At 46.8% G+C, this 25,733-nt stretch carries 38 protein-coding genes; 29 read left to right on the top strand and 9 right to left on the bottom strand.

Translation table 11 applies throughout. The features are described from left to right. Window positions 1-37: 37 nt before the first annotated feature. Together NYE33_RS21775 and NYE33_RS21780 are read left to right on the top strand one after the other, a co-directional pair. The gene (locus tag NYE33_RS21775) at window positions 38-1,816 is read left to right on the top strand and encodes a cache domain-containing sensor histidine kinase (RefSeq protein ID WP_336101449.1); all 1,779 of its coding nucleotides are present in this window, start codon (window positions 38-40) and stop codon (window positions 1,814-1,816) included. After that, complete coding sequence (locus NYE33_RS21780) at window positions 1,813-3,024, top strand: response regulator (RefSeq protein ID WP_076243063.1); 1,212 nt, start codon at window positions 1,813-1,815, stop codon at window positions 3,022-3,024. The genes NYE33_RS21775 and NYE33_RS21780 overlap by 4 nt, the downstream gene beginning before the upstream one ends. 61 nt (window positions 3,025-3,085) lie before the next feature. On the opposite strand, the gene NYE33_RS21785 is transcribed toward NYE33_RS21780, so the two are convergent. The 4 genes from NYE33_RS21785 to NYE33_RS21800 all read right to left on the bottom strand — a co-directional run bounded on the left by NYE33_RS21785 (window position 3,086) and on the right by NYE33_RS21800 (window position 5,528). Continuing rightward, the gene (locus tag NYE33_RS21785) at window positions 3,086-3,451 is read right to left on the bottom strand and encodes a DUF4190 domain-containing protein (RefSeq protein WP_076243064.1); all 366 of its coding nucleotides are present in this window, start codon (window positions 3,449-3,451) and stop codon (window positions 3,086-3,088) included. A 91-nt stretch (window positions 3,452-3,542) separates the two neighbouring features. Then, window positions 3,543-4,379: a GNAT family N-acetyltransferase gene (locus tag NYE33_RS21790; RefSeq protein WP_341067474.1), complete on the bottom strand. Its 837-nt coding sequence runs from the start codon at window positions 4,377-4,379 to the stop codon at window positions 3,543-3,545. After that, window positions 4,369-5,145 carry a glutamate racemase gene (gene murI / locus NYE33_RS21795; RefSeq protein ID WP_042137673.1) on the bottom strand — a complete coding sequence of 259 codons (777 nt, stop codon included), beginning with the start codon at window positions 5,143-5,145 and terminating at the stop codon, window positions 4,369-4,371. The genes NYE33_RS21790 and murI overlap by 11 nt, the downstream gene beginning before the upstream one ends. Window positions 5,146-5,357: 212 nt before the next feature. Next, entirely contained in the window at window positions 5,358-5,528 is a 171-nt protein-coding gene (locus tag NYE33_RS21800; RefSeq protein ID WP_179093454.1) for a hypothetical protein, read from the bottom strand. 246 nt (window positions 5,529-5,774) lie between these two features. On the opposite strand from NYE33_RS21800, the gene NYE33_RS21805 reads away from it, so the two are divergent. Beyond that, the gene (locus tag NYE33_RS21805; protein WP_231575149.1) at window positions 5,775-6,227 is read left to right on the top strand and encodes a GrpB family protein; all 453 of its coding nucleotides are present in this window, start codon (window positions 5,775-5,777) and stop codon (window positions 6,225-6,227) included. On the opposite strand, the gene NYE33_RS21810 is transcribed toward NYE33_RS21805, so the two are convergent. Next, window positions 6,187-7,347: a C45 family peptidase gene (locus tag NYE33_RS21810; RefSeq protein ID WP_341067477.1), complete on the bottom strand. Its 1,161-nt coding sequence runs from the start codon at window positions 7,345-7,347 to the stop codon at window positions 6,187-6,189. The two genes, NYE33_RS21805 and NYE33_RS21810, sit on opposite strands and share 41 nt — an antisense overlap. A 588-nt stretch (window positions 7,348-7,935) precedes the next feature. Here NYE33_RS21810 and NYE33_RS21815 point away from each other — a divergent pair. Beyond that, a complete protein-coding gene (locus NYE33_RS21815) occupies window positions 7,936-9,240 on the top strand; it encodes a DNA cytosine methyltransferase (protein ID WP_445669788.1) in 1,305 nt (434 codons plus the stop codon). Window positions 9,241-9,360: 120 nt separating this feature from the next. Then, a complete protein-coding gene (locus NYE33_RS21820; protein ID WP_256703777.1) occupies window positions 9,361-9,615 on the top strand; it encodes a hypothetical protein in 255 nt (84 codons plus the stop codon). Between the two features lie 60 nt (window positions 9,616-9,675). Here NYE33_RS21820 and NYE33_RS21825 read toward each other — a convergent pair whose 3' ends face one another. After that, window positions 9,676-9,960: a phosphatidylinositol kinase gene (locus NYE33_RS21825; RefSeq protein WP_076243070.1), complete on the bottom strand. Its 285-nt coding sequence runs from the start codon at window positions 9,958-9,960 to the stop codon at window positions 9,676-9,678. 124 nt (window positions 9,961-10,084) lie between these two features. On the opposite strand from NYE33_RS21825, the gene NYE33_RS21830 reads away from it, so the two are divergent. From NYE33_RS21830 to NYE33_RS21845, 4 genes are all read left to right on the top strand, one after another. Then, entirely contained in the window at window positions 10,085-10,570 is a 486-nt protein-coding gene (locus NYE33_RS21830; RefSeq protein ID WP_076243071.1) for a hypothetical protein, read from the top strand. Window positions 10,571-10,615: 45 nt separating this feature from the next. After that, complete coding sequence (locus NYE33_RS21835) at window positions 10,616-10,915, top strand: hypothetical protein (protein WP_076243072.1); 300 nt, start codon at window positions 10,616-10,618, stop codon at window positions 10,913-10,915. A 17-nt stretch (window positions 10,916-10,932) separates the two neighbouring features. Further along, window positions 10,933-11,064, top strand: coding sequence for an ASCH domain-containing protein (locus tag NYE33_RS21840; RefSeq protein WP_305954187.1), 132 nt, complete (start codon window positions 10,933-10,935; stop codon window positions 11,062-11,064). Between the two features lie 85 nt (window positions 11,065-11,149). Next, window positions 11,150-11,311 carry a hypothetical protein gene (locus NYE33_RS21845; RefSeq protein ID WP_341067482.1) on the top strand — a complete coding sequence of 54 codons (162 nt, stop codon included), beginning with the start codon at window positions 11,150-11,152 and terminating at the stop codon, window positions 11,309-11,311. An 88-nt stretch (window positions 11,312-11,399) separates the two neighbouring features. Here the strand turns inward: NYE33_RS21845 and NYE33_RS21850 are convergent, their stop codons facing one another. After that, window positions 11,400-11,813 (bottom strand): hypothetical protein, encoded by a 414-nt coding sequence (locus NYE33_RS21850; RefSeq protein WP_076243073.1) that lies wholly within the window; start codon window positions 11,811-11,813, stop codon window positions 11,400-11,402. A 109-nt stretch (window positions 11,814-11,922) separates the two neighbouring features. Between NYE33_RS21850 and NYE33_RS21855 the strand changes: the two genes are divergently transcribed. The 18 genes from NYE33_RS21855 (at window position 11,923) to NYE33_RS21940 (ending at window position 23,921) form a co-directional block, all read left to right on the top strand. Next, on the top strand, window positions 11,923-12,387 hold the full coding sequence (locus NYE33_RS21855) for an ArpU family phage packaging/lysis transcriptional regulator (RefSeq protein WP_341067485.1): 465 nt from the start codon (window positions 11,923-11,925) through the stop codon (window positions 12,385-12,387). Between the two features lie 38 nt (window positions 12,388-12,425). Next, window positions 12,426-13,304: a DUF5677 domain-containing protein gene (locus NYE33_RS21860; protein WP_076243075.1), complete on the top strand. Its 879-nt coding sequence runs from the start codon at window positions 12,426-12,428 to the stop codon at window positions 13,302-13,304. Window positions 13,305-13,613: 309 nt separating this feature from the next. Next, window positions 13,614-13,922, top strand: a complete 309-nt coding sequence (locus tag NYE33_RS21865; RefSeq protein WP_076243076.1) for a hypothetical protein — start codon at window positions 13,614-13,616, stop codon at window positions 13,920-13,922. A 15-nt stretch (window positions 13,923-13,937) separates the two neighbouring features. After that, window positions 13,938-14,111, top strand: coding sequence for a hypothetical protein (locus NYE33_RS21870; RefSeq protein ID WP_341067488.1), 174 nt, complete (start codon window positions 13,938-13,940; stop codon window positions 14,109-14,111). Between the two features lie 569 nt (window positions 14,112-14,680). Then, complete coding sequence (locus NYE33_RS21875) at window positions 14,681-14,989, top strand: hypothetical protein (protein WP_144026011.1); 309 nt, start codon at window positions 14,681-14,683, stop codon at window positions 14,987-14,989. A 623-nt stretch (window positions 14,990-15,612) separates the two neighbouring features. Further along, the gene (locus NYE33_RS21880; protein WP_076243077.1) at window positions 15,613-15,978 is read left to right on the top strand and encodes a hypothetical protein; all 366 of its coding nucleotides are present in this window, start codon (window positions 15,613-15,615) and stop codon (window positions 15,976-15,978) included. A 31-nt stretch (window positions 15,979-16,009) separates the two neighbouring features. Then, complete coding sequence (locus tag NYE33_RS21885) at window positions 16,010-16,177, top strand: hypothetical protein (RefSeq protein ID WP_179093456.1); 168 nt, start codon at window positions 16,010-16,012, stop codon at window positions 16,175-16,177. 126 nt (window positions 16,178-16,303) lie between these two features. Then, on the top strand, window positions 16,304-17,422 hold the full coding sequence (locus NYE33_RS21890) for an acyltransferase family protein (RefSeq protein ID WP_076243078.1): 1,119 nt from the start codon (window positions 16,304-16,306) through the stop codon (window positions 17,420-17,422). Window positions 17,423-17,500: 78 nt separating this feature from the next. Beyond that, a complete protein-coding gene (locus NYE33_RS21895; RefSeq protein ID WP_341067492.1) occupies window positions 17,501-19,075 on the top strand; it encodes a prophage endopeptidase tail family protein in 1,575 nt (524 codons plus the stop codon). Continuing rightward, the gene (locus NYE33_RS21900; protein ID WP_256703779.1) at window positions 19,047-19,493 is read left to right on the top strand and encodes a hypothetical protein; all 447 of its coding nucleotides are present in this window, start codon (window positions 19,047-19,049) and stop codon (window positions 19,491-19,493) included. Before NYE33_RS21895 ends, NYE33_RS21900 begins: the two co-directional genes overlap by 29 nt. A gap of 134 nt (window positions 19,494-19,627) precedes the next feature. Further along, window positions 19,628-20,191, top strand: a complete 564-nt coding sequence (locus NYE33_RS21905; protein WP_341067495.1) for a hypothetical protein — start codon at window positions 19,628-19,630, stop codon at window positions 20,189-20,191. A gap of 276 nt (window positions 20,192-20,467) precedes the next feature. After that, window positions 20,468-20,629: a hypothetical protein gene (locus NYE33_RS21910; RefSeq protein ID WP_341067496.1), complete on the top strand. Its 162-nt coding sequence runs from the start codon at window positions 20,468-20,470 to the stop codon at window positions 20,627-20,629. Window positions 20,630-20,747: 118 nt separating this feature from the next. Continuing rightward, window positions 20,748-21,032, top strand: coding sequence for a hypothetical protein (locus NYE33_RS21915; protein ID WP_341067498.1), 285 nt, complete (start codon window positions 20,748-20,750; stop codon window positions 21,030-21,032). A 1-nt stretch (window position 21,033) separates the two neighbouring features. Further along, the gene (locus NYE33_RS21920; protein ID WP_042215744.1) at window positions 21,034-21,249 is read left to right on the top strand and encodes a hypothetical protein; all 216 of its coding nucleotides are present in this window, start codon (window positions 21,034-21,036) and stop codon (window positions 21,247-21,249) included. Between the two features lie 126 nt (window positions 21,250-21,375). Further along, window positions 21,376-21,615, top strand: coding sequence for a hypothetical protein (locus NYE33_RS21925; protein ID WP_341067501.1), 240 nt, complete (start codon window positions 21,376-21,378; stop codon window positions 21,613-21,615). Beyond that, complete coding sequence (locus NYE33_RS21930) at window positions 21,612-22,529, top strand: peptidoglycan recognition protein family protein (RefSeq protein ID WP_341067503.1); 918 nt, start codon at window positions 21,612-21,614, stop codon at window positions 22,527-22,529. Before NYE33_RS21925 ends, NYE33_RS21930 begins: the two co-directional genes overlap by 4 nt. An 11-nt stretch (window positions 22,530-22,540) precedes the next feature. Then, complete coding sequence (locus tag NYE33_RS21935) at window positions 22,541-22,903, top strand: phage holin, LLH family (RefSeq protein ID WP_341067504.1); 363 nt, start codon at window positions 22,541-22,543, stop codon at window positions 22,901-22,903. Window positions 22,904-23,342: 439 nt separating this feature from the next. Further along, entirely contained in the window at window positions 23,343-23,921 is a 579-nt protein-coding gene (locus NYE33_RS21940; protein ID WP_341067507.1) for a hypothetical protein, read from the top strand. Between the two features lie 292 nt (window positions 23,922-24,213). Here the strand turns inward: NYE33_RS21940 and NYE33_RS21945 are convergent, their stop codons facing one another. Both NYE33_RS21945 and NYE33_RS21950 read right to left on the bottom strand, forming a co-directional pair. Then, on the bottom strand, window positions 24,214-24,729 hold the full coding sequence (locus tag NYE33_RS21945; RefSeq protein ID WP_341067509.1) for a hypothetical protein: 516 nt from the start codon (window positions 24,727-24,729) through the stop codon (window positions 24,214-24,216). Between the two features lie 99 nt (window positions 24,730-24,828). Beyond that, window positions 24,829-25,071 carry a hypothetical protein gene (locus NYE33_RS21950; RefSeq protein ID WP_341067512.1) on the bottom strand — a complete coding sequence of 81 codons (243 nt, stop codon included), beginning with the start codon at window positions 25,069-25,071 and terminating at the stop codon, window positions 24,829-24,831. Between NYE33_RS21950 and NYE33_RS21955 the strand changes: the two genes are divergently transcribed. Both NYE33_RS21955 and NYE33_RS21960 read left to right on the top strand, forming a co-directional pair. Then, complete coding sequence (locus NYE33_RS21955) at window positions 25,070-25,378, top strand: hypothetical protein (RefSeq protein WP_341067514.1); 309 nt, start codon at window positions 25,070-25,072, stop codon at window positions 25,376-25,378. The two genes, NYE33_RS21950 and NYE33_RS21955, sit on opposite strands and share 2 nt — an antisense overlap. An 11-nt stretch (window positions 25,379-25,389) precedes the next feature. After that, window positions 25,390-25,716 carry a YolD-like family protein gene (locus NYE33_RS21960; protein WP_341067516.1) on the top strand — a complete coding sequence of 109 codons (327 nt, stop codon included), beginning with the start codon at window positions 25,390-25,392 and terminating at the stop codon, window positions 25,714-25,716. Window positions 25,717-25,733: the final 17 nt, after the last annotated feature.

Below are 25,733 nucleotides of genomic sequence, written 5' to 3' on the forward strand. Positions count from 1 at the left end.
GAAACGGCAGGACAGGGTGTTGAAAGGAGAGAGTCCTATGAAGAGCGGCTTTCATTCCATCCATCATCGGTTGTTCTTGCTGTTTCTTTTTTGCATGTCCAGTATTCTGCTTATTGTCAGCTTGCTGTACTATAACCGGACTACGGATCAGCTGCATGAGAAGATCAGTGATTTGTCGCAAAAAAACGTTGCCCAGACCGCAGGGTTGTTCACACTCCTCTACAAGGGCTATGATGCATTGTCCAAATCGCTCAGCAATAACTTCGAGATGATTCGTCTGATTAATGAGAAAACCGATGAGCCGGCGGTGGCTTATATCAATGAGCAGACCGTGACGAATATTATCGGCTCGATTTTTTATTCACGGGATGACCTGGTGGGCATTCATGTGATCACAGACAGAGGGAAGATTTATAATTACGGGAATTATATGAACGTGGTCGATCCGGATTACGCCGATGAAGACTGGTATCACCAGCTGCAGGCCTCGTCAGGTAAAATGGTCTGGCTCGGGGTGTACCAGCATTCCCTGATCGATCAGGTGGAGGACAGCCCGGTGTTCGCCTTCGGCCGGCAGATTTATGATCTGAATGAGCATAAGCCGATCGGGATCGTGCTGTATGAGACGAATCCGCAGCCGGTGCTGGATGCCCTTGAGAACTTGAAGCTCGGTGAGCACAGTCAGGTGTATCTGATGTCCCCGGATGGACGGTTTGTCACTTCTGCTACAGATCCGACGCCGGACGTCTCCAATCTGCCTATGCTGCCGACTTCGCAGAATGTGATGGTTGAGCAGCAAAGCGACCGGCTGGTCGTAGCCTCCAAGCTGTCATTCTCCGGCTGGTGGGTGATGAGTATAACCCCGGACAAGGATTTGAATGTAGAGCTGATTGAGATGAAGCGTTATTTGCTGATTGTCATCTCGGCGCTGATTATTGTCTCAACACTGATTGCCTCGATCGTATCTCAGACCATCTCCTCGCCGCTGAAGAAGCTGATCCGGGAGATGAGGCAGGTAGAGGTCGGTAACTTCCGCGGAATGGTCAATGTCTCCTCCTATCAGGAGATTAATATTCTCGTGGCTTCCTTCAACCGGATGGTCCGGCGGATCGAGGAGCTGATTGAACGGGTGAAGCTCTCTTCCGTCAGTGAGAAGAATGCTGAGCTGCATGCGCTGCAGTCCCAGGTCAATCCGCATTTCCTGTACAATACACTCGATATGATCTACTGGATGCTGGATGAGGAAGGCAATGAGCAACTGGGTGAGCTGGTCTTGTCCCTGTCCTCAATGTTCCGTTACAGCAGCCAGTGGGAGGATGGGGCCGAAGTGAGCCTGCGCGAAGAGCTGGAGCAGATTGGCCATTATCTGAAGATTATCTCGATCCGGCTGGAAGGCCGGCTGCAGATTATTACGGAAATCGATGAACGCTGGCTGGACATCCGTGTTCCCAAAATGACGGTCCAGCCTGTAATTGAAAACGCCGTCAAGCACGGTCTGGAATCACTGGGCCGCCAGGGTATATTGAAGGTATATACCAGTGAAGAAGGTTCCGTTCTTAGACTGATTGTGGAAGACAATGGAAATGGAATGAATGAGGAACAGCTGAAACGGCTGCAGGACTCGCTGAATGGGGACGCTCCTGGTCTCAGTCCCAAGGAGAGCGGCAAAAGCGGCATCGGCCTGCAGAATCTGCACCGCCGGCTGCAGTTCATGTTCGGGGAGTGTTACGGCCTGCAGATTCAGAGTTTCCCCGGAGAAGGGACACAGGTTGCCATCGTGCTGCCGATTTCAGTGGAAGGAGAACAGACTACGTGAATATTCTTATTGCCGATGATGAACGGGTCATACGTGAAGGCATCAAGCGCACCATCGGGCAGATTAGCCCGGAGCATCAGGTATTCGTGGCCGCCCGAGCGGAAGAAGCGGTTAAAATCATGGAAGAACAGCGCATCCACATTGTGCTGACCGATATTCTGATGCCGGGAATGAACGGCCTCGAATTCATGAAGATCTCGAAGCGCCGGTATCCGTATGTGAAATGGATTGTCATCTCTGCCCACAGCGAATTCTCCTATGCGCAGGAAGCAGTCCGGCTGGGTGCGAGAGACTATCTGCTTAAGCCGATCGGCAAAACAAAGCTGACTGAGCTTATTGACAGCCTAACAACGGAAATCCAGCAGGACAATAATATCTCGCGGCAAGGAGAACGGCTGAAGGCCAGTCTGAGATTCCTCCGCGAGGGGGTATTCCAGCGGCTGGCCTCTGGGCTGGATATCGGGAATCTGGATATTGAGCCTTTTATTGAAGATTACAACCACTTCTATCTGGTAATGATCCAGCTGGACCCGGGTGACAAAAGTGTCCGCCTGGAGCATTTCATCGTCGAGAATGTGCTGTCTGAGCTGATCGACCAGCATGGACGGGGATTCGTTGTCAGCTATGACCGGCAGAGTCTGCTGGGCCTTATTACGCCGGGTGAGAACGTCCGGGTGGAGCATTTCCAGGAAGAGGTCAAGGCTCATTTGACGCATTACCTGAAGATTTCTTTCCAGATTATCCACTCCGGGCTCAGCTACGACTTCAACACCGTGCCGCAGGTTGTGAAGCGGATGCGGGAGGCTTCGGCCTCCCAGGCGCTTGAGCTGGAGCCGATGAAGGGCAGCGGGGAGAAGGCCATTGATGTTGCGCTGCACTATATCAAGGAGCATTTCTACGAGGATCTGTCACTGGAGAAAATGGCTTCGGTGGTGTTCCTGAATCCGGCGTATTTCAGCCAGCTGTTTAAGCAGAAGACGGGGCAGGGCTACAAGGAATATGTAACCTCCCTGCGGCTGGAGCAGGCCAAGCTGCTGCTGCTCAATCCCAAGCTGAAGCTGGCTGAAATTGCTGAACGGGTGGGTTATCAGGACATGCGGCACTTCACGCAAATGTTCCGTAAGAAATATCAGCTTACACCGACGGAATACCGTCAGCAGGAGAGCATCAACATTCTCATGAGTAAGGGGACTCCGCCGCAACAATAAAAGGAAGCTGATGCCGGTTATCGAAACCGGTGTCAGCTTCCTTTTATTGTTTTTTCACCCTTTAAAAGCTGTTTAAATTGTTGAAATAATTCACCGTGCCGGTGTCAATATTACCAAACATCACGAGTGCAAGAACAAACAGGAGGATTAGTACAGCGTAAATGATGGTGCCGACAATCCCGCAGACCAGCCCGGCAATCGCCAGCCCCCTGCCTTGCTCATAGCGGAGACGGATCTCCTTGAAGGCGAGTGCAGCCAGAACGATCGCAATAATTCCGAAGATAAGTCCGATATAAGGAACTACGATGGAGAGAATGCCGAGCACCAGTGCTGCGATCGCTTTGCCGTTCGTCCGCTCCTGGCGGGGCGGCGGGGGAAACTGTTGATAAAATTCCTGATCTCCAAAGGGTGGGGGTTGATAACTCATAGATTAACTCCTTCATAGTTTGTGAGCAGAGGCTCCATAGACAGATACATGTTTCTAACAGTATATAATATTTTGAATACAGAGATAACCGTTAATAGTTAATCCAGTGCTCAAGCTTCACTGCGGGGGTAAGACCAATCGATTCAGCCAGACGTATGGAGGCGAGATTGTCTTCAAGTACCTGATACCTCGGAATATATCCCCTTTGCAGAGTATGGTACAATGCTGTGCGGACCACGCGCTGCGCCAGTCCGTTTTTTCTTGCGGCAGCAGACGTATGTACAGCTCCAATCTCCCAGACAGACTCCTCATTGCGGAACACCATACAAGTGCTGATAGGCATGTCTCCCTCGAACAATGATACAGAGAAAGCCCCCTCCTGAAAATATTGACTGATTTCCCCCTGTGAATAATCATTTTCCATCCATAACGGCAGCAGCCGTTCATCCATTGCTTCACTTACGATGCATGCCCCGTCTGCGCTGAAGGTTTGGCCTTCGGCCGTAGAATAGGAATAGAGACTGCGGACTTTATGCAGTGTGAAATACGGCTCCAGCGCTTGGCGGTACGCATCCTCCTGCAGCTTAAATACGAGCCTTGCGTCCCTTGGCAGCAGCTTCAGCAGGGCGGGGAAGACCTCCGGGCTGCTGTAGTCCATAAGCACAACGGTGTCAGCTTCCGGATAGGTCCGGTGATCGTAGGGGAAGGTCACGGCAGGCATCATCAATAACACTCCCCATTGATCCTGCTGTTCGATCAGCGTACTGTCAATCTGACTGTGATAGGCAGTCATCATTTTGAGCAGCGTTATATTCTTCAGGGGGCTACGGCGTAATCTCCCCATGATCGCTTCATAGTGGCTCAAGTCATACACTTCCTTTTCTCCGGTAATCATCAGCAGCTGAACATAATTAAATTCACAGTTCATCCAGAAGTTTAAACAGGCGATGGTAATTGCCTAACGTGCAGGTATCCTCAACTATCACACCAGACTTGAAAAAGATGATATCACCACTTCCTTGGTTAACCTGACCTTTGTGTTCGAGGATACGTTTCAGATGTCTGGCTGTTCCAATACTTCCTGAGATGAAATCAACGTCTTCAGGGAAAACCTTCTTAAGACTATTCTCAAAATAAGGAAAATGAGTACATCCGAGTACCACTGTGCCGTACTGCTGCAAATTAAACCGGGACAATTCTTGATGTAAATAGGGGATGATTTTCTTTTCATCAAATTCAAAGCTTTCAGCGAACTGCACCAGTCCGGGAAGAGGCAAACTGTCCACAATTTCCCCATGATCTATACGGTGAACTAAATCATGATACTTCTTCTCCTGCAGCGTAAGTCTCGTGGCTAACACCAGAACCTTTTTCTGTTTTCCTTCGGATTGTTCAATGGCAGGCTTCACTGCCGGTTCGATGCCCAGGATAGGAAAGTCATAACGGCTTCTGAGCTCCTCAATCACGATACTGGTGGCAGTGTTACAAGCAATGACCAAAGCTTTTATATTGTGTTTAGCAATGAAATCTACAGCATTTAGAATGTACTCTCTAACTTCTTCTTTTGTTTTCTCTCCATAAGGAACATGTGCAGTGTCTGCGTAAAAGAGGTAATCTTCTTGCGGCAGAAATTTCAGTGCCTGATGAAGCACCGTTAAACCGCCTATTCCGGAGTCAAATAATCCTATTCGCATATTTCCACTCTTCCCGTGATTATTAGAATGATTGTATTATTCTATCACTACATTAACTTTATAACTACATTGCCCGTTCAGATTCACACACTCTAATTCATATATGAATTCTGATTCCCGGCTGTGCTTGAGATCTGGAATTTCATCGGAAAACATAAAAAAGACCGGACTTCCGCCAATGTTTCCATCAGCGAAGCCCGGTCCTTTTACATTCAGCTTTCGTTCTTGGTCACGCCATTTAAGCTTGGCACATAATCTTCGGCTTTATCCGGATTCACCATCTGGGGGATTTCGGTGATGCTGGAGTGATTCTGCTGGTTGTTCTTTTTATCGGCACGGTTATCAGCACGGTCATGCTTCGGATCTGCACTGTTCTTGGGCATACTGTTCACCTCCATATCTGATGGATAGTATGAGATAGCGGTTTGCATTTTATCCCGGCAGACTTAAACGTTACATAGAATACTTGGCAGGCAGGCACATTCCCCGTTGACAGGTGCGCTATAATATATTTACTAAAAACTATTCTCACCAAGGAGGGGAAGATCATCGCTGAGAAAACAAAAGTAGTTGAAGTTGTTCCCTACGACCCGGCCTGGAAGGTTGAATACGCCAGAATTGAAGCGCGGATGCTGGAGATCGCGGGAGATCTGATCATAGCGGCTGAGCATGTGGGCAGTACCTCCATCGAGGGGTTATCGGCCAAACCTGTTATCGATATCGATCTGGTGATGGAGAGCTATGAGAAGCTGCCGGAGATCATCCGGAGATTACAGCAGTACGGTTATGAGCATCAGGGCAATTTGGGGATTGAGGGCAGGGAAGCCTTCCGGAGCGTGAAGGAGGACGGATTTATGAAGTACCACCTTTACGTATGTCCGAAGGACGGGAAGGGATATCTTGAGCATATCGCTTTCCGCAATTATCTGCGTAGCAGCCCGTCTGCCCGTGAGGAGTATCAGGCGGTCAAGCAGCGGCTTGCGAAAGAATACCGTTATGATATCGACTCATATTGTGAGGGGAAGACAGAGTTCGTGCACTCTATTCTGCAGAAGGCAGCTGATCCCAGAATCCGGCTGTAGATGGGCGGTTAGGCAGAACGGCTTGATATTCGTAGACTCCGGCCGGGTCGTTGAACCCAAAGGTTCTCCAGCTGTTCAGCTGCGGGGAACCGAAGCAGATATGCGCCTCTCGGGCCGAGTTATCACAGACCATGGACCATAACGTTCCGAAGCCCTCACTGTAATGATGACAGCAGACTCCCTTAGGGTATTCTGTGCCTGCGATGGCTTGCATGGCTCCCACGGGGCTTTGGAGGGCAACTTCGTCCGTAAGTGCCGACCGCAGCGCTTCATACCTTGTCCTCGAATTCTCCATCACCTGCAAATTATGAACCTGCATGGATGGAAGGGTATAATGGTTGGCTGAGAGGACAAGCTGGTTGCAGTTCCCGCCAGCCGCTGCCGGATAATACTGGACCTCTTTTTGCGTACCGGCAGTTTCAACTAGTGCGATATCGCCTTTGGCGTCCGAGATCAGGAAATTCCGGTAGTCGGAGACTGGCATGCTGCGTATCAGCAGCGCCGCTTCTTCCGCCGTGGTGCAGTTGTCGAGCAAGGCGCGGACCACTCCCGGAAAAATAAAGCCTTCACCGGTCATCTCCGGACGGATTCTCCCCGATGTAGTTGTTACAGTAAGCCCTTCATCGTTCATTCCGTCATAACGGCCGAACAGCTGGAGCGCAAATCCGGTATGCGCAGGTTTGCCCTTTACCCGAGTTGTACTGAGCAGCAGCTGATTATAGGGCTCATCCTCCCAGCCAAAATCGTAGTTACGCATATGACAGGTATGTCCGCCGTTATCCGGACTTGTCCGGTATGCAGCCTGTGTACAGTGACCGGATGGCTGGAAGTAGGAGTAATAGAACACAACCCTGCCGGGTTCAATACCGGTCTCGTCGGCGAAGCCTTTGATTTCTTCGTTCATGCCGGGGCAATACTTCTCGAAGCTCTCCATGACTCTATCTGCCGCAGACGGCAGCAGCGGGGAAGCCCCCATGAATGGAGAGGATAAGAATGAGATGAGCTCGGAATTATGCTTGTAATGAGCGCCCAAGGCACGGCCGACCTCATAATGAGTGCCTTCCGTAACGATATGGGAATATTGTGCGGTCCTGCCTTGAATAGGGGGATTAGCATCCATTGTATAAGTACCTTCTCTCGTTTACTCTCTGCGCAGAGTAGGTTCATTATAACGGGCGAGCTCTTCAGTCGGCAAAGTCCGTTCCGGCCGAAATACCCGCATGGGCTGCTATACAGGGAAGCGCAATCATTATAGGGTCTTATTTTCTTGGACGGAGTAGGAAATACTTGTATTATTGTCATTTTTAAGGTAACTTATTGATATAACTTCCGGATTAACTTTTGCCGGAGGCGCAGTTCAAATAACGGTATATGTAAGCCGAAGAGGAGCATTCCCCCAATGCTCCTTTTTGTGTTGTAAAACCCTTGAAAGGCGCGGTTCTTCGGGCTTTTCGAGGGTTTTATTATTGGAGAAATCACATAAAAATCACAACAGCGTGGATTGATTCATTTTCAACAGGTCACCGAATTGAATATTGAGTTTATTTACATCATCCTGCTTCATCTTCTTCGTGACATGTAAATAGATTTTCGTAGTTGTTTTTGCATCATCGTGTCCGACCCGTTTCATAATATTGGCGATAAAATTATACGGGGGCTTGCTTGGGTTGCAGTACGGTGGGCGGCGACAGTCCGGCTCCCGGTGATCATGCTCGAAAATGTAGAGGAGTTTAAAACCTGGGGTCCACTGCTCAAAGACGGATACCCGGACCCGGATCGCAAAGGCCGGACGTTCAATTCTTTCGTCAACGCTCTGCGCAGGCAGGGTTACCGGGTGGACTGGCGGGAGTTGCGGGCCTGCGATTACGGCGCACCGACGATCCGCAAGCGGCTGTTCCTGGTGGCTCGCTGCGATGGCCGCCCGATAGTCTGGCAGGAGCCCACACACGGAGCACCGGACAGTCCGGAAGTACTGGTGGGTAAGCGGCTGCCATGGCGGACGGCAGCGGAGATTATTGACTGGTCGATTCCCTGTCCGAGCATCTTCGACTGGAAGAAACCACTGGCGGAAAATACTCAGCGCCGAATCGCCCGAGGCATTCAGCGCTTCGTGATCGATAACCCACGGCCGTTCGTAGTCCGGATCGGCCAGACCGGATTTGGCGGCGACCGACTGCAATATGAGATCGACAAGCCTCTCACGACCGTCACAACCAAGGCTGAACACCTACTGGTTACACCGGTGCAGGGAGTCAATACGACAGGGCACCCCGGCAGCTCACCGGAAGAACCATTGCGAACCATCACGACAGGCAATCATCACATGCTTCTTAGCCCGACACTAATTGAGATCGGCTACGGCGAAGGTCCGGGACAAAGCCCGCGTGCACCTGGGCTGCAGAAGCCACTGGGCACGGTAGTATCCGGCGGCCGGAAACATGCTCTGGTTGCTGCATTCCTCGCTAAGCATTACGGCGGCAATTACACCGGACCGGGGGCAGACCTGCAGAGGCCTTTACCGACTGTAACAACCGTTGATCACAATGCACTTGTTACAGCTCACGTTGTTCGGCACTTCGGGGAGTCGGTCGGCAGCCCTGCGGATGCACTACTGGGCACCGTTACCGCCGGGGGCGGCGGAAAGAGCAGGCTGGTCACTTCCCATTTGGTCAAGCTGCGCGGCACCAACATAGGCCAGCCTATGGATGATCCACTCCAAACGATAACGGCGGGCGGATTGCACTTCGGCGAGGTACGGGCATTCCTACTCAAATATTACGGTAGCGCCGATAACGGCCAGCAGCTGGGAGAGCCCCTGCACACCGTAACCACCAAGGACCGATTCGGCTTGGTTACGGTTGAGGGCGTGGATTACCAGATCGTAGATATAGGCATGCGCATGTTGGAGCCGCATGAGCTGTTCGCGGCGCAAGGCTTCCGCCGCCGACAGCCGAGAAATCCGGGACTTGCTCCGGCGATTTACCCGGGACGACTTGCTGAAGATGGCCCGTGATTATGTCGGGTTCGCTGAATACCAAGGGAAGCCAAGCATCCTGAAGGCTGAGGGAATTGAGAAGCAGACTGACGAACAGCTCCGGAAATTCATTTTTGAAAGAGACTATCCGGGTTATAAATGGCGGTCAAGGGAGTGGAAGTCATGAAAGCGCAGTGTAAAAATTGTAACTTCTGCAAGCAGCACGGCAGGGTGCAGACGCAACAGAATCGCCTAGGTCGTAAGAAATACTTTTGCGAACATCCGGACGCAAATAAGGCAACGGACAATACTTTCGTTGGATTTGGCAATATGGACTACAGCAGCCCGCTGGTTATAAAAACAGCAAAGCGCTGGTGTCCATTGATTACTCAGATGCCAACGGCGAGCAAATAGGAGAAGTTATTTTAGTCCCAGGGAGGGAACAGATAGCGCCCCTCCCACCAGTGATTTGAATTAAATAAAAAATGGAAGCAAGTACAAAGCGGTAATGGCACCAAATGGTATACGTCGCGGATAAAAGCGGCGGCGAGGATAGAAGCCTGGATAGTATCCAAATTGTCTGTAAGTTGATGCGTTAGCAGGCATTCCGTTCATCATTTCGTTTGAGGGTATAGCAAGTGTAACGTAGTCCTGATCAATATGAGCGATAAACCCGTCATGAGTCTGACCGTCATTTGTAGTCATGCCAACATATTTATTCACATTGTTCCAGGCGAGCGATTGATAATTTGTTTCCATGAGTAGCCTCCTCAAATAATATCTCGACAACAGTCTATGGACTACAACCTATGGTGATCACGGCATATGCCTATATTCAAAGATATTTGGATTAATTAAGTCCACTTTAAGGAGAGAACGAGCGATGGAAACAGTCCATATCAACAATTTACGTCCAGGGCAGTACATCAATCACAATGGCGAGGTTATCACACTGGAGCAGGCCAAGAAGTTGCTGGAGAGCGGTGCAAAACCGGTGCTGCATACCGTATCGGACGAATACATCGGCAGAGTCCTTGATTCGTTACATGATGCACGGAAGGCCGGCGAGGAACCTGGGGATTTTTGCGAGTCTGACCCGGAAGCAAAGCGGATTCAGTATGGTGATCTCCATGCTGTAGCCATTGGGCCAGACAGAGCGGACATTGTAGCAGGATACGGCACTAACGAAGAATTGACCGTCTGGTATCGATCTCAGGTCAATATCCCCGATGAAGAGTGGCAGGATTACAAAGTCGTCGATTTACCAATGGACAAAGCAATGGATTGGGAAGAAGACGGAAAGATGACGCTGCAGGAACTTTTGGAATGGGAGACGGAGTTTCCGCAATTCGTAGGTTCTAGCGAATAACGGAGAGGGTTAGCCACCCTCTCCCCTATAAAGGAGCTGATAAGCATGGCAAATACGACAAAGGTTAAGACGTTTACGATAGTCATTCCCGCAGGCCAAGGGCCAACGGTTACAACCGCTGAGGAATCCATACAAGAAATGCTGTGGGATCTGCGCGACCAAATGACCGACAACAACAAACCAACGGAGGACGAACTGCAGGCTGCCGACCAGTTAATTGTAAACGGATTCGGCGTAAACGATTGGCATGACGGAGAATACACGTTCTTCGAAGATTATAAGCTTAGGATCGAAACAATGCCGCAATACAAACTGGATGAAATGCCCGAATTCGCGGGCTATTAAGGGGAGGCATAACCAGTATGAGCATGAAGGCAATAACCATCATACAGCCGTGGGCGACACTGATCGCCCTCAGAGAGAAACGGTTTGAAACGCGCAGTTGGGCAACAAAGCACCGCGGCGAGTTGGCGATTCACGCCGGGAAAATGTAGACCGGGAAGCGTGCGAGGAGCCAGAGATCAGTGCAGCACTCGTCCGGCACGGATATACTGCTGAAATCTGCCGACCGGGACGGTTGTGGCTGTCGCAAGTCTTGAGGAGTGCTGGGAGGTCAGCCGCTGCATACGCGGGGATGTAGTGCTTGAAAAAGACGGTGGTAATGCGATGCGAGAGGACCCGGTCAGCAAAAAGGAACAGGCTTTAGGCTGGTATGATGATGGCCGTTATGCTGGGAACTGACGCATGTTAAGCAGCTGCCGGAGTCGGTCCCGACCAAAGGGTAGCAGAGCTTGTGGATCTGGACAAAGATATCCAATAGTAGATAATATTATTTTTTATATTTTTCTCTTAATCTCCTATCTCTGATAATTGAAATTTGCTCCATATGACTTTTATGTATTGCCTGTTTTTCTTTACGCATTTGAATTTCATATTCAATAGTCTTTATGTCGTTCACTAGATTGGACACCACTCTATTTTTTTTAGTAAAGAGAAAATATATACATGCGGCAAAGAATAGAAGAAACAAAAAAAATAATTTTCCTGTGCCTGTATAAGTTTTATTAACGATAATGCCCACTATGGTTAAAATTATTGTTATCGCCGATAACAACACACCAGATAGTTTCAACTCTTCCAACGTTGCTTCGTAATCAATCTTTATTCTCATTAATTGATCATCAGTGATATTGGGATTGAGCATAATGTACGCACGCATGCTCCTTCTGTTGTTACTAAACATCGAATTACCTCCATTTTTATGAATAGCAAAAGACCCCCATATCCTTGGCCGGGGCGGGGGTCCAATCGTGTACCTTCATTCGAATTATACCACGAGTGAGGGAATTATAATGGGGAAAAGCGACAAATTAGCAATCCAACTGGCTTCTGACATCCTCCCGATCGACGAGAAGGAAACCCGACGCCGGGTGGAAGAACATCTAGAAACGATCCGTTTGTATCGGCAGATTGGATTCGTACGGCGCCAGGCAGCATTAACAGCGAGTCCGGAACCGCGGTATCACGGATCAACGAATGCGATCAGCCGGACGACGGAGAATATAGCGATATGGAACACGGACAGAGGGGCTGAGTTGGAGCAGCAATCTAAATTACTGGACATGGCCATGGAAAGGCTTAAGAAGTCGGAGCGGGAGATTATACAACTGCGATATCCGGAGTATGAGGATGAGTATGATTCGATACTGTGCGGGGAGCTGGGGATGAGCGATCGGAAGTACCGAAGGATAAAATCAAGAGCAATATATGTTTTAGCGTGCGCACTTGGATTAGAAGTGTTAATCGATCATAATTAGATAAGGAAATGAGAAACTGCTTTTTAGGGGGAAGTTTATTGATTAAATATCCTGTTGACCTTTCAGAATCATGGAAAGAAGAAATTGAAAAAATAGAAGGTGTGGCGAACGCGGACGCAAAGCTATTACAAAGAATGATTTATATTCTTTTTATCTATGACCTAATGATCTATGAGGTGAATGAAAATCACAAAAAATATAAATCAGATAAATTGATTTATATAAGTCGTTATTTCCTTGCTCATGAGTATCATTTAGGTGAAAGTATTTATCATCTGATTATAAAAGGGTTCGGAGTTTCAAGTTCAATTTTAGTGCGTTCTATGTTAGAGAATTTAATAGATTTTTCTTATTTATGGCTGTGTAAAGAAATAAATAAATCCCAGAACGAAAGGGATAGTTGGATGGATTATGAGGCAATTACAAATGAGTCATTGTTTAATAGATGGAACGATTTTAAAGATTATATGATCAAAAAAGGTAATAAATTTAACGAAACGTTACTTTTTCATGGCCCAACGGAACCTTTAATAAATAGAGCTAAGAATTTTAAAAGTCAGTTTTATAAACACGGAAATAAATATCATTGGGCTAAATACCCTTCCCTAGATCAAAGAGCAAGACAAGTTGATATGACTGGAAGACTCCAGAAAGAAATGCCTGACTTCTACTTAGAGCAAGAGTATATAGTCAATTATAAAATTAATAGCCAAATGGTTCATGGTGAAAGTTCTATGTTTTCGAGTTATCGAGATAAAAATAATAATTTGTTAAGCATAGGAACTGAACGAGATGAATTAAATAGTACTATAAGTATGACCTCGAATTATTTACTTATTTTTGCATATGAATTGATACAAATTAACAGGCTCAAAATAGATATTGTAGAGCAATTAAATCACTTAGGTTTTCGTTAATATCTTGACCGTCTTTTGGCCGATATTTGACCGCACAATGGCCGTTCATTAGGTTTTAGACATAGTATATTGGTAATGTGGAAATCAGGCGAGAGTGACACGCACGGCTGCAGCAATGCAGCATTAACCGATGCGTACCTCCTCTCGCTTTTTCTTTTACTCCGATCTTGTTACCCTTGTCCCCTAGAACCGTGACCACAACGGTTAAAGATTGGATCGTGGAGGCTGCCGGCCGCCTGAGTGAGTGCGGGATATTCTCGTTCTCGAATCAATGATGAATCAAAATAAAACATCAGGAGGGGTTCAATAATGGAAGGAATGGCTGTCCACTACGATAATTGCAAGGGTGGATTTCATATAGACTTGCAGCAGCGTCGGCTGGAGGATGCCGCCGAAGAGATTTACTTCATCTGCCCGTACTGCCAGACAGAGTACCCGTCGTTCTACACGGATACAAATGTTCGTGAGAAGCAGCGTTCCATCGGTAAGCTGCGGGAACGTTTCAATGCTCTGAAAGATCCTGTTAAGCGTGATGCACTTCAGGAGAGGATCGAACGGGATCAGGCGGAAGTCAAGGCATTAATGGCTGAGCTGAAGCTGAAATATAAGCCGGTATAACTGGAGGTGCTTATCGTGGAAGTCGGGAACATTTGGGAATTCGGATATTGGGTAAATGGCAACATCGTGCATGAGCCTGCCCGGGTCATCAGCACAGATAAAGTTACTTCGGGGCTCAAGGTTATAGAAGCTGAGTTTCAAGATGGATCCGTCCGGAAATACTCCCGGCAGCATTTGCCGAAAGAGTGAGCAATGGGGAGAGAGAATGAGATTTCCATGAGCATATCTGCTGTGATTAGCTGCGGCGGCTTTGACTCCGATTTCTCCAGGTCAGTAAAATGGTGTTGTTCTCCTCTGTAACTATGGAGATAAAGATTTAAGCAAAGAGCGCAGCGCATTTGCTGCGGACGCTTAGCGGACGCCGCTCTATAGACCAGGCTCATTGCAGGATTGAATTGAATACATATTCCGAAGTCGCTCATTATTGGGCGGCTTTTTTTATTATTCCGAAAGGGTGATTCTGGTGGAGATAGCAGCAAGGTTTTATGAGTTCGGTTCTGAAGAGTGGAAGCGGGAATTAGCAGCTGCGCTTCGTTCCAGTTCATTATCCCAAAGTGATTTGTATGATTGGGTTAAATTGTATTCACGAAAGGATGGTCATCATGGCGAGAAAACAGAATAGTATCCGGCCTCCGTTGGTTAAAGAGCATCCTAATCAGCCAGCGAAGTGTGCACGTTGTGTATGGGGAAGATGGGAAGGGTCTTCAGAATATAAGTGCAAATGCTTATACGTATAGTATACTGCAGATAGATTCCAAGTGGTAGATTCGGTAACCGGAACTCTGCCGACATCCATTACACACAGTAGGCAAAGTGTTACTCCAGGAGATATAAATGGAGCCTCTAATTATTACAGAATTGCTGTCAATGGGGCTGGTAGCGGCTTTGGAGCCAATGATGTTTATTATCTGCAACAACAAATTGAAAATGGTGTGCGTCTTTTATGTGGATTAGGGAAAAAAATTACTGTTAGTTTCTGGGCAAGAAGCTCGATTGCCTCCAAGAAAATTGGAGTGCGTCTTAATCAGTTTATAATTTCAGTGGTGCGTCATCTGCGGAGATTATAAATGGATCGAACTGGGTGCTGACATCAACATGGACACAGTACAGTTTTACATTCACAACCAATACTCTTGTTGGAAAAACATTTGGAACAGGAATGGAAGACAGAATGCAAGTGCGGTTTTTGACATTGTGGGGTTCTGGAGTAGCAGCAACCGTAGGACGACTGGGACCGAAACTTTTGTTGGAACTGGTACAATCGATATTGCAAAGTTGCAAGTGAATACTGGAGACGTAGGCCTCCCTTTTCAACCGCGATCCATTTGTGATGAACTAGCGTTGTGTCAGCGATACTACGAAAAAAGTTATGCAATGGATATACAACCACAAACTAATAACTCAGCAGGAGTCATTATATTTGGAGCAAATGTTTCGGCGTCGCAAACAATTAATGTAAATTTTAAAGTCCGAAAAAGAATTACGCCAACAATATACACATATTCACCATTTTCAACTAATCCCGGAGGAACTGGGAGTACAGCAAGGTATTATGTTGGATCTATCGAAGCCACTGACGGAGCCATTAATTTGCGGGTGAGTATGGGTTTAACATCGAGTCACCTACGACCATAGACAGGTCAAGAGCATTTCATTTTACAGCAGATGCTGAACTGTAAGGAGTGAAGATATGTATAGACACTATATCCGCGTGGACGCAGACAGCAACGTGATCCACGCTTTTTCTGATGCGTTTGAGCAGCCGCATGAAGGCGACTTACTGGTCGCTCAAGATGGCGGGCGCCACTTTAACTTATACTTATGGTATAACAAGGTTATACCCCGATGGTATGTAAAGGGGGATGAAATAATTGAACGAACAGATGCAGAGATGACTACACTATGGCGACAGTATGAAATAGACCATACACCCGAGCCGACAGAGTTCGAGAAACTCCAAGCAGAAAATGAAGCTTTGAAAGCCTTAATTGAAGACAAGGATCGCGAAAACAAAAATGCGCTTTTTGAAATATACTCGAAGTTGTTAGGCGGATGATGTTGGCATATGTCCTCTTCCGCCTTTTATTATGGATCTTATTAAGTTCTGGAAAAGGGGGATGAAAATGATTATTGTTATGGCATCGCTCATTATTTATAGAGATATCACAATTGCCCAAGTTCCTGTTGGCTCTCAAGCTAGTGTAAAGGCTAGACTTGCTACTCTTGGATACGATGAGACTGGAGCGCCACTCTAAAAAAGAGAAAAGAATACAAATTCATAGAAAGTCCTTTTGATTAGTGATCGGATTTATGGTTTTAAATGAGAGACATTCAATATATAATCTAGTTCTAAACATAAATCTGTATCATGAGGGGAAAAAATGAATAGTAATCGATTGACACCATTAGATTCTCTAAGGGGAATTGCGGCAATTGGAGTAGCTTTTTTTTGGCATTATCAACACTTCCAACCTCAGAATGGATTTCCTTTTAGCAATAAAGGGTATTGGTTTTATCACTATGGATGGAATTTGGTAGATTTCTTTTTTGTGTTGTCAGGTTTTATATTCTCCTTTGTTTATAAAGAAAAAATAGTTAATGGTACAGTTAAATTTAAAGAATATGCAATTTTTAGAATGAGTAGACTGTATCCTCTTCATTTTTTAACATTGATGGTAGTCTTAGTCTTTCAAATAGTGCGAGTGCATCTTGATAAGGGTTTTTTTATTTATCAGAATAATGATCTTTACCATTTCATTTTGAATGCTTTATTTATACAAGGCGAGGGGTTTGAAAAGGGGTGGTCTTTTAATGCACCGACTTGGTCTGTGTCAAGCGAAATCGTTGCATATATCTTGTTTTTTATAATCGCTAAATATATATTGAACCGTAAGAATCATATGTTTTTTTATATCTATGTAACATGCATAATATTTGGATTTATTATACTCTTAAATAAGATGGATTATCTATTTATAAACGAAAAGGTAGGGCGAGTTTTAATAGGCTTTTTCATAGGTTGTATAACCTATGAAGTGAATATATTTATAAAAAATCAAAAGAGTAAAGTTTCTGCTTTATTAGTCTCCGGTGCAATCTTGCTAGCGACAATATGGTACTTGGTGACTATCGGACATCAAACAGAATATTGGCAGTTAGTTTATACAGTCTTGGTGTATCCTTTAATTATTATTTTCTCTTTGAATATCTCTGTGTTGTATAAATTTTTATCAATAAGACCATTATCATATTTAGGGGATATATCATATTCTATCTATTTGTGGCATTTCCCAGTCCAATTAATATTTAAAACACTAGATGATGTATATCAACTAAATACAAATTATTCTTCAAGAGTAGCATTTCTGATCTTTGTTTTTATAACAATTGCATTATCAATCGCGTCTTTCGAAGGAATTGAAAAACCCTTTTCAAAAATGATAAGAAGGAAATATGTTTCCACTAAAATTCAATCCAATAAGATGAAAATGACATTATAGATAGTGTTTTTTCTGATTTATCCTTCAGGTGATACCTGGAGGGTATTTTTATTGAAAATGATGAAGGAGGAATTTAAATTGGAGTTGAATCATCTTCGTTCATTTGATCGCAACCGCTCTCCAACCGGTCTGTTGGTCGCATCCACCGACGTCCAGCGCCGTCGCCGTCTGAACAGCGATTACGAGATAACCTTCACAGTTCCGATGACCAGCGCTGATTATAAAGAGTTGATTATACCTAAAGGCCACGTTCAAGACGAGCGTGGCCAATTTTATGTTGTGCAGAGCCGCGCCCGGGATCGCAGCAACAAGGTTATCAGTGCCCAGGTCATCTGCACTCATATCATGTTCAAGATGATCGACTTCAAAATGCCGTACTCCGATTACATTGATGAAGCCTACGGTATTCACATTAGCGTGCTGCTGGATAAGATCAGCGCGGCCACAGGTGGTGTGTATTCCTTTGTTACACATGATACCTTCGACCTCAGGGACGTGAAGGACTGGGGAGTGACTACGGCGCTGGCTGCACTGCAGGATTCCGTCAATCTGTATGGCTGCGAAATTGATCCGGATAACTTCGTCATTCACCTACACAAGCGCATCGGCATCGATGATGGTTTCGAATACCGGCTGAAGAAGAACATCATCAGCGACTCCTTCAAGGATGATGCTTCGAACCTGGTCACCAGGATGTTCAGCCAGATGAAAGACGGCCGCACATTCATCGGCCTCTCCGCCGACTTCCTGACGACTGAGGAACGCAGCCTGCTGCAATCCGTTCCCGGTGCCATTGTTGACAACAAGTTGGCCGTCAATTACCTGATCTCGCCATATGCTCAGTACTGGACCAATAACGTCAATACCTTCTACGACGGCGAGCTGATTGACCAGAACATCGAGGATCCGGAAGAACTGCTGATAGCTACCCGGGAGGCCCTGCGGAAGAAGGAAATGCCAGAGTTCGAGATCGGCGTCAGTGCGGCTGACATCTACAAGATTGACCCTGACGAGCAGCAGCCTCGGCTGGGCGACACCGTTTATGCCTACGATCCTGAAATGGAACTGCAGCGCGTCAGCTGCCGGGTGATGGAGCTGACAGAGTATCCGTTCTCTATGGATAAACACTCTCAGGCGACGCTCTCCAATTACCAGATGCGGGATGATACGCAGGTGCTGGCGGACCTGGAACGCAGCAAGCAGATCCTAAATGACCTCCTGTCCGGCGGCCGGGTGCGGGCAGCTGCGTTCGAGGAATTTGCGAAGCAGGCCGTCATCGACATTAATGCTTCCAAGAGTGAGATTATTTACGACAGCCGCGGCATTGTGCTGCAGGAGGTGGATCATCCGAACGTGCAGATGATCCTGACTTCACATGGACTCATTATTACGGAGGACGGCGGGGCCACAGCACGAACGGCCATCACTGGACGGGGCATTGCTGCTGAAGTGATTGCCGGGGTGCTGGGTAACTTTGTCAGGATGGAGATCGGCGAGGGTAACAACATCACCAAGATCAATCCTAGCGGCATCAGCGCTGGGCATGCGGATTGGGCGAGTGCTCCGTTCCGAGTGGATATGGCTGGGAATGTTGTGGCGAGATCTATTACGCTGACAGGACTGATTGAAGAAAGCCACGATGACCTATTCTGATATTATCGCCGGTACAGTGACGGGGGCGCTGATCAGGACTGCTGCTGCAGGAGCAAGGTTCGAGGTTGATGAAACCGGATGGAGGACTTATGATGCAAGTGGTACCAGGCGCATCGGAATCTATCAGGATGCTGGATATAATATGAGTGCACTTACATTTGATCAATCAAATGGTACTCGTAGTGGCGTAATTAATGGTGGTGATGGTCTGTTTGAAGTACGATCTGCTGGAGATAACGATCTGTTCTTATCTGCTATGACAAACACTATATTTTTTCAAGGGCAAATGAAATTCGCTTCTGCCTATAGTGTTTCCGGTTTCGGTATTAATTTCGTTAGCGGATTACGTGCTGAGCTTGATTCTATTTGGTCCGCCTTAGCGGAGAAAGCAAGCGCTAGTCATTTCGCACACGGTTAACCTTGGAACCCATAATCATGGTATTGCTGGTGCAGTGAACTGGGGAGGCTCATTCACAGTTTCTTAAAAAACCTACCATCTTATAAGCCTCTTGGATATACTTGGGTTATTACTATATTCAGGAGGTTGAAATATTGAAAAAGAAGATTTTTGTTATTATGACTTCTGCGCTTATGCTTGGTGGGTCGATTGGATTTGCAGCCGCAAGTTCTCCATTAATCGGTGCAAAAGTTCAAGGGCTGTTCACGGTACAGAAAGCAAATGGAACGAAGATTGGTGATGCTATTATCATTAATGGTTCGGCTTATGCTCCAGTTCGTGCAGTTGCTGAAGCAGTGGGGACAAATCTGACTGTGGAGGGGAAAAAGATTATCATGAGTGACAATCAAACGATAGCTTCGGATTCAACTATTTCAAACGGAACATCCACAGACAAATCCGATTCAAGAGAATTTATTGAATATAAAATCCGGGCTGCTGAGAGTGAAATTGAGAGCGCTCAAGGAGCAATTAAAGGTTTGGAAGACTCCAAAGAAAAAGTCAAAATGTATCCGGCTGATTACCCGACAGAACAGCAGCAGCTTGATGCTTTGGCAAAAATTGATGAAATGATCAAAGCAAAGCAAGAGATCATAACTTTTAATGAAGAAGAACTTGTCAGGCTTAAGACGCTACTTGATGAACCCTCAACGCCATGAACAAACCTATCGTCTGGGTTGCTGGAGTCCTTTTGCTGTTATTCGCCTTTAGCATACTGATTTACCCTACACCTTATCGTTACTTAGAATTTGAGCGAGACGGCAGCATGTATCCAGTGAAAGTTAATGTAATTACTGGTCATACTCAGCACTACATTCCAGGTAGCGGTTGGATAAAAGATTCAGATTCACAATGAGTCCTTTTCCGAGGGCTCTTTTTTATTCCCTCGAAAGGAGGTGATCCCTCTGGCCAAAGTATTAAATCTCGACATCTCGGTGAACCCGAGCAATCCAGTGCAGGAAGCGGTGGCAGTTGTACTGCTGCTCATCAACTCCCATCCCGGCCGGCAGCATGAGCTGCTTCAGCAGATCGACATGCAGATCGGTGAAGCACTGGCGGCGCTGGACGAAGCCCGCAAGAAGGCAGCAGCCAGGTAAGTGGAAGCAGATTTGGAGTCACCGGTTGAATAGCGGCACGCCCTGCAGAGGAGCGTGCTATTTTTTGCCCTCGGAGCCGATCCGCGGGCTATTTCCATGTAGAGAGAGGGGCGGGAGGATGGATTTGCCTAGCTTAAAAGACGCCCTGTCGTTGGCGGACCAATATGGTATTGGCTGGTTGTTTGCGCTCGGGGAAGCGTTGCTGTTGGTCATTGTAGGTAGGTGGTTGGTTATTGGTAAGTTGGTGCCAGGGAAGTCGCTGGAGAAGGCGGAGAAGCAGCGGGATGACGCAATCGAGAAGGCCATATCCGCCGTGGCTGCTCTAAATCGGAGTAGTGATGTTATGGAGAAAATGAAGCCTGGAGATCGTTTGAATCCAGGCGACCAGGACGGAGGTGGGTAACATGCCGCGAGTTAGTTTGTTCGAACTGCTCAGAAAGATACCCGCCATCAAAAAGAAAGAGGCGGAATTAGAAGAGAAGGAACAGGAAGTGAAGTGGGCGATCCGGCGATATGAGGACCTGGATGAACGACACAAGGAAGTCGTCCGGTCCAATGGCTTCGCCGGCGCTTTTATTTACGATCACAGTACGAAAGAGGGGGAGAACTATGCGCGCTAACGACAACATTACACTCATCTGCTATGCGTTATCGCTGATCTGCATCATTTATATTACGGCTCCATGCACATCTATTTCCGCAAGAAGTACCGTGAGGGCGTTGTCGGTATCTGACTAGTGCTCGGCATGCTGATGTTCACGGCCTATGCATTGGAGCGGCTAATAGGATTCGTGATCCGTTTCGGTAGGATTGAGGGCTGGAGCGGTTACTACTTCCGTCTGCTGCAGGACTGGGGCTGGACCATCGGAGTGATCGGCACGACAGTTACACTGGCAGCTCTGGCCATTCTGGTGCAGGGCAGAGATTTGGGGCTGTTCTTAGAACGGCCCAGCGGTAAAAGGAAGGGAGGATCCGGAAGACGATGATCAAAAATAAATACCCAATCGAGCGGCGCTATATCAACAAGCGTTCCAATGTTCGGCCCGGCACCCGGTTAGTAACGGGTACGCCGGGCTTTTTAGTTGCCCATGATACCGGCAATCCCGGGGCAACAGAGGATAAACATTTTGAGTATTTTCAGACGCTGGTGAACCGATCGGCTTCCGCTCAGGTCTTTGTGGACGATAAGCGCGTCCTGGAGATCATCCCCACCGGCACCGGAACGGATCCGGCCGAAAAGGCCTGGCATGTGCTGTATAACGTGACCACCGACAATGCTAAATCCGGCGACGATGCCAATGATATCGCCCTGGGCGTGGAGCTGTGCTACGGCGGTAAGATTAATACCCTTGAGGCGTACAAGCGCTACGTATGGTATCTGGCTTACTGCTGTGCCAAGTGGAAGCTTAACCCGCTGACACACATCCCTAGCCATAAGCAGCTGGACCCGACACGCAAGAGCGATGTTGACCAGGCGCTGGCTACCATCGGGAAGACACTGAAGGACCTACTCTACGATGTGGTCAAGGAAATGCAGGAGGAGCCGGTGGTCATCGTGGCACCGACTGCCGTGCAGCTGCCGGCCAGTGTAGCGCAGGCACTCATTGAGGATTATGTATCCCCGGCGTGGTTTGCTGCCCGGAAGGCTGGCGATTCGGTAGGCAACCTGCACTTGCACAACCTCGCCATTAACCTGCGCCTGGCAGCCCGAATACCGTTACAGCCGGGGTCTGCAGCACCATTCACTCAGCTGCCGAAGAGCAACGTCCAAGAGTTGGTGTTCCGGTGGTTATCCCCCGGCTGGCAGGCGGCAAAGGTTAAGGATGACAAGACGGCAATGGCTTTCTACAATAACATGGCAAACCACCTGCGGCGCGCTGCGGGTATGCCGACAGAATAGGAGAGTAAAATATGCAAACTGTAATTGATCAGGCCCAACCGTACATCACGGCCGTTGTGTTGGCTATTGTGGGCATTCTCGCTACGGTAATACTGCGGACGATAGTACTGCTACAGGAAAAGGCAGATTCCTTTTTCGATGCGCGGTTGTCAGTGTCGCAGCGGGAATTGCTGCATAAGATTGCTTCCGAGGGCTTCGCTTATGCGCAGACTGTCTACAAGGAGTTAGGCGGCGAGGATAAGCTGCAGCAGGCGCTAGTATATGCTTCGGACCAATTAGAGGAGCGGGGCATCAAGGCTGCGCCAGAGGAGATCCGGGCGGCCGTTGAGAAGGCGTGCCTTGCTTATAAAGCGACAGTGCGGACGAAGGAATAATAATTGCCCACTTGCTTCGGCTGGTGGGCTTTTTGTCGTTTACAGAATGAAGTGAAAGTGTTACTCTCTTAAATACATGATTAGGATAATTATCCCAATAGTACCTTTGATTCAAATTACCCATTCAATGGTGGGTATATTAAGGAGGAGCCGTATGTCTATCAAGCTACCAGAAAATCAGAGTGTTGATGAGTCAAAGCAATCTATATTAAAGACTTGTTTTGTCATAATGCCAATAGCGGATAATCCGGATTAACCGCAAGGTCATTTTGACAGAGTTTATACATACATAATAAAACCAGCCTGTGAAAAAGCGGGGTTTTCTCCTTATCGCGCTGACGATACGATTCATTCCAATACGATAATTCTAGATATTTTAAAACGTATCGTTGAAGCTGATATGGCAATATGTGATCTGAGTTCAAGAAACCCAAATGTTATGTATGAGCTTGGAATAAGGCAGGCTTTTGATTTACCTGTGGTTTTAATTAAGGACGATCTAACTTCAAGAGTATTCGACACACAGCATTTAAGAGATGTACCTTATGAGCATACATTGCGAATTGATGCTGTCACAAATGCCGTTTCTAAATTAGCAAATGCTTTAAATGACACTGAAAAACACAAAGATGACAGCGATAGTCGGTCTCTAATTTCATTATTAGGAATTAAAGCTGCAAAAGTTCCGGAAAAACACGAGGTTAGTATGGAAACCTCAATCATTTTAGATGAAATAAAGTCTCTAAAACTGCAGGTCAACAACTCTTCTCTTTCAATAAGAAAATCTCTTCCAAAAGATCCAGAACAGAAAACTCTTTTTTTAGATCCTAACCTTCTTAATGCTTTAGTCATGGATGACAGATTATCAGGAAGGAAGATCGAACATAACTTATATGGAAAAGGAATTATCATAACTTATGATCAAGATAAAATGGTAATTGAATTCCAATCTTTTGGTAAAATGGTGTTTGATGCGGATGACTTTCATGGTCTGAGACTTTTAAATGAAAAAGAATAGTAGTCGTATATTATTTTTAGGTGGATAATTTGGACTACATACAAGTAAGGTCTTGGAAAGCGATACAGAATTCTTGACGGCAGCCTTGGCCCAAAGCAAAGTGTCCGTCTGGCTTCTGCCCGATCCGGGCCCGATAGGACATTTAATGGATTACGGCGGTATAGTCGAAGGTTATACACCGCAGTCCATCAAGATAGTTGGCGCTCAGTTCGTTAGGGAGCGATCTGAATTCAGAGCATACATAAAATAACCCGCCGGGCCTTTGCCTGACGGGTATTTAATCAAATGGTAACTATAGGCTATAGATTTTAGTTGCCCAACTAGCTATACCATTATCTAAAAATATTAATTCAATACTAGTGAGTGAACGTATAGGGGTATTAAAATACCCGTGACTCTCACATCCGAATACCCTATTATCATCAACGAAATTAGCCATTCCACTTCCGAGAATCTTGAGTGAATCTGAGTTTATAGTAAGTGTATACTCAAGCGAAAATGTACAATCATTACCATCTTTGTTGCGTCCTACATAAAACCCTGTAGTATCCCAATCCCCTTCACCTGCTCCATTACCACCCCAGTTAAAATAACTCTTGTAATTTGCAGTATCGTTGTTCAAACGAATAAGAAGCCTACAGTTTTTACCTTGTGCAGATAATTGCCCGTATGTCGAAATTTTAATTTTTCTGTCTGTAATTGGAGCGGCCGAAAAATCACTAAAGACTCTGTTACTTTTGTCGTATTTAAAATCTTTTATCACTGTTGAAATGTCACTTAATTTTTCACTTGTAATTCCTTCTCGCATGTGAGATCCTCCTCTATTTTTTACTCGAGTATTATTTTGACCTTGTGAAATTCTTTTATTCAACGAATCACAAGCACATTATTTCCATTGCAAAAAGAACTAATGTTCGCATATAATGCAAACAAACGTTCCTATTCTGGAGGCGATCACATGAAAATGAGCATCGGCCAAACGATCGAAATGATATACCAGGACAAAGCGGGTAAAATCACTCAGCGGAAGATTGAAATCCTCGGTATCCGCGCTGGCCGTATCAGGGCCACCTGTCTTACCACTGGCGCGCCTCGGGTATTTCTGATTGCTAGCATTTTGTCCTGGAGACCAGTAGCGGAGAATCGTCATGCTGGATGATACGGCGCGAAAGCTGTTGCGGATCATGTTCCAATTTAACGGACACGTTCACCGAATGCCTTCCTTGGATGAGCTGAAACGGTTGAGTGGCCGCAGACCGGCAGCAATCAAGGCGGGCTTGTTGCAGTTGGTCGAACAGTACTTCATTCAGTGGGACGATAAGCAGCCGGTTGAGACGGCCGTTGTGATCGAGGCATGGGAAAGGGACGTCCCGTTTAAAGATCATGCTGCTGCAGGCCCACACAAGTCACAGCAAGCACCATTGACAGGGAATATAGATTACTGGACCGAGTACTAGGGGGAGACACCATGGCAAGGAAACTGGAGAGTGTGTGGGAAGGCAGTCGGTTTATGCTGCCAGAGCACGTGCAGCAGCTGAGGGAGGAAATGCAGGAGCAGGGACGACGCAGCAGGCCCGTGATCGACCCTGATGAATGGGAGCTAATTGATCAGGCGCTCGGGTATGCATTGCTAGAGCAGGAACAGATCACAATCGTACCGTTTGACCCTTACAAGGATTTGAAGGTGCGGGGCGTTGTGGTGAAAGTAGAGCGACAGCTGAGGCGAACCAAGTTCCAAATGGAAGAGGACTTTAGCTGGATCAAGATCGATGATGTGATCCGGGTCATTACATAAAAAATCCCCCCGCCAGG

Origin of the sequence: Paenibacillus sp. FSL R10-2199, assembly GCF_038000235.1 — a bacterium.
Classification (GTDB): Bacteria; Bacillota; Bacilli; order Paenibacillales; family Paenibacillaceae; genus Paenibacillus_AQ; species Paenibacillus_AQ phytohabitans.

Excerpts from the sequence above, each read along its gene's own strand:
- NYE33_RS21830 (WP_076243071.1), top strand. The coding sequence starts at position 10,085 with ATGGAAACAGTCCATATCAACAATTTACGTCCAGGGCAGTACATCAAT.
- NYE33_RS21915 (WP_341067498.1), top strand. The coding sequence starts at position 20,748 with ATGGATTTGCCTAGCTTAAAAGACGCCCTGTCGTTGGCGGACCAATAT.
- NYE33_RS21785 (WP_076243064.1), bottom strand. The coding sequence starts at position 3,451 with ATGAGTTATCAACCCCCACCCTTTGGAGATCAGGAATTTTATCAACAG.
- NYE33_RS21865 (WP_076243076.1), top strand. The coding sequence starts at position 13,614 with ATGGAAGGAATGGCTGTCCACTACGATAATTGCAAGGGTGGATTTCAT.
- NYE33_RS21935 (WP_341067504.1), top strand. The coding sequence starts at position 22,541 with ATGCAAACTGTAATTGATCAGGCCCAACCGTACATCACGGCCGTTGTG.
- NYE33_RS21855 (WP_341067485.1), top strand. The coding sequence starts at position 11,923 with ATGGGGAAAAGCGACAAATTAGCAATCCAACTGGCTTCTGACATCCTC.
- NYE33_RS21805 (WP_231575149.1), top strand. The coding sequence starts at position 5,775 with ATGCTGGAGATCGCGGGAGATCTGATCATAGCGGCTGAGCATGTGGGC.
- NYE33_RS21840 (WP_305954187.1), top strand. The coding sequence starts at position 10,933 with ATGAGCATGAAGGCAATAACCATCATACAGCCGTGGGCGACACTGATC.
- NYE33_RS21925 (WP_341067501.1), top strand. The coding sequence starts at position 21,376 with ATGCTGATGTTCACGGCCTATGCATTGGAGCGGCTAATAGGATTCGTG.
- murI (WP_042137673.1), bottom strand. The coding sequence starts at position 5,145 with ATGCGAATAGGATTATTTGACTCCGGAATAGGCGGTTTAACGGTGCTT.
- NYE33_RS21775 (WP_336101449.1), top strand. The coding sequence starts at position 38 with ATGAAGAGCGGCTTTCATTCCATCCATCATCGGTTGTTCTTGCTGTTT.
- NYE33_RS21920 (WP_042215744.1), top strand. The coding sequence starts at position 21,034 with ATGCCGCGAGTTAGTTTGTTCGAACTGCTCAGAAAGATACCCGCCATC.
- NYE33_RS21790 (WP_341067474.1), bottom strand. The coding sequence starts at position 4,379 with ATGAACTGTGAATTTAATTATGTTCAGCTGCTGATGATTACCGGAGAA.
- NYE33_RS21945 (WP_341067509.1), bottom strand. The coding sequence starts at position 24,729 with ATGCGAGAAGGAATTACAAGTGAAAAATTAAGTGACATTTCAACAGTG.
- NYE33_RS21825 (WP_076243070.1), bottom strand. The coding sequence starts at position 9,960 with ATGGAAACAAATTATCAATCGCTCGCCTGGAACAATGTGAATAAATAT.
- NYE33_RS21960 (WP_341067516.1), top strand. The coding sequence starts at position 25,390 with ATGGCAAGGAAACTGGAGAGTGTGTGGGAAGGCAGTCGGTTTATGCTG.
- NYE33_RS21885 (WP_179093456.1), top strand. The coding sequence starts at position 16,010 with ATGGATCTTATTAAGTTCTGGAAAAGGGGGATGAAAATGATTATTGTT.
- NYE33_RS21890 (WP_076243078.1), top strand. The coding sequence starts at position 16,304 with ATGAATAGTAATCGATTGACACCATTAGATTCTCTAAGGGGAATTGCG.
- NYE33_RS21820 (WP_256703777.1), top strand. The coding sequence starts at position 9,361 with ATGGCGGTCAAGGGAGTGGAAGTCATGAAAGCGCAGTGTAAAAATTGT.
- NYE33_RS21880 (WP_076243077.1), top strand. The coding sequence starts at position 15,613 with ATGTATAGACACTATATCCGCGTGGACGCAGACAGCAACGTGATCCAC.
- NYE33_RS21950 (WP_341067512.1), bottom strand. The coding sequence starts at position 25,071 with ATGACGATTCTCCGCTACTGGTCTCCAGGACAAAATGCTAGCAATCAG.
- NYE33_RS21815 (WP_445669788.1), top strand. The coding sequence starts at position 7,936 with ATGCTCGAAAATGTAGAGGAGTTTAAAACCTGGGGTCCACTGCTCAAA.
- NYE33_RS21850 (WP_076243073.1), bottom strand. The coding sequence starts at position 11,813 with ATGTTTAGTAACAACAGAAGGAGCATGCGTGCGTACATTATGCTCAAT.
- NYE33_RS21810 (WP_341067477.1), bottom strand. The coding sequence starts at position 7,347 with ATGGATGCTAATCCCCCTATTCAAGGCAGGACCGCACAATATTCCCAT.
- NYE33_RS21955 (WP_341067514.1), top strand. The coding sequence starts at position 25,070 with ATGCTGGATGATACGGCGCGAAAGCTGTTGCGGATCATGTTCCAATTT.
- NYE33_RS21930 (WP_341067503.1), top strand. The coding sequence starts at position 21,612 with ATGATCAAAAATAAATACCCAATCGAGCGGCGCTATATCAACAAGCGT.
- NYE33_RS21800 (WP_179093454.1), bottom strand. The coding sequence starts at position 5,528 with ATGCCCAAGAACAGTGCAGATCCGAAGCATGACCGTGCTGATAACCGT.
- NYE33_RS21940 (WP_341067507.1), top strand. The coding sequence starts at position 23,343 with ATGTATGAGCTTGGAATAAGGCAGGCTTTTGATTTACCTGTGGTTTTA.
- NYE33_RS21835 (WP_076243072.1), top strand. The coding sequence starts at position 10,616 with ATGGCAAATACGACAAAGGTTAAGACGTTTACGATAGTCATTCCCGCA.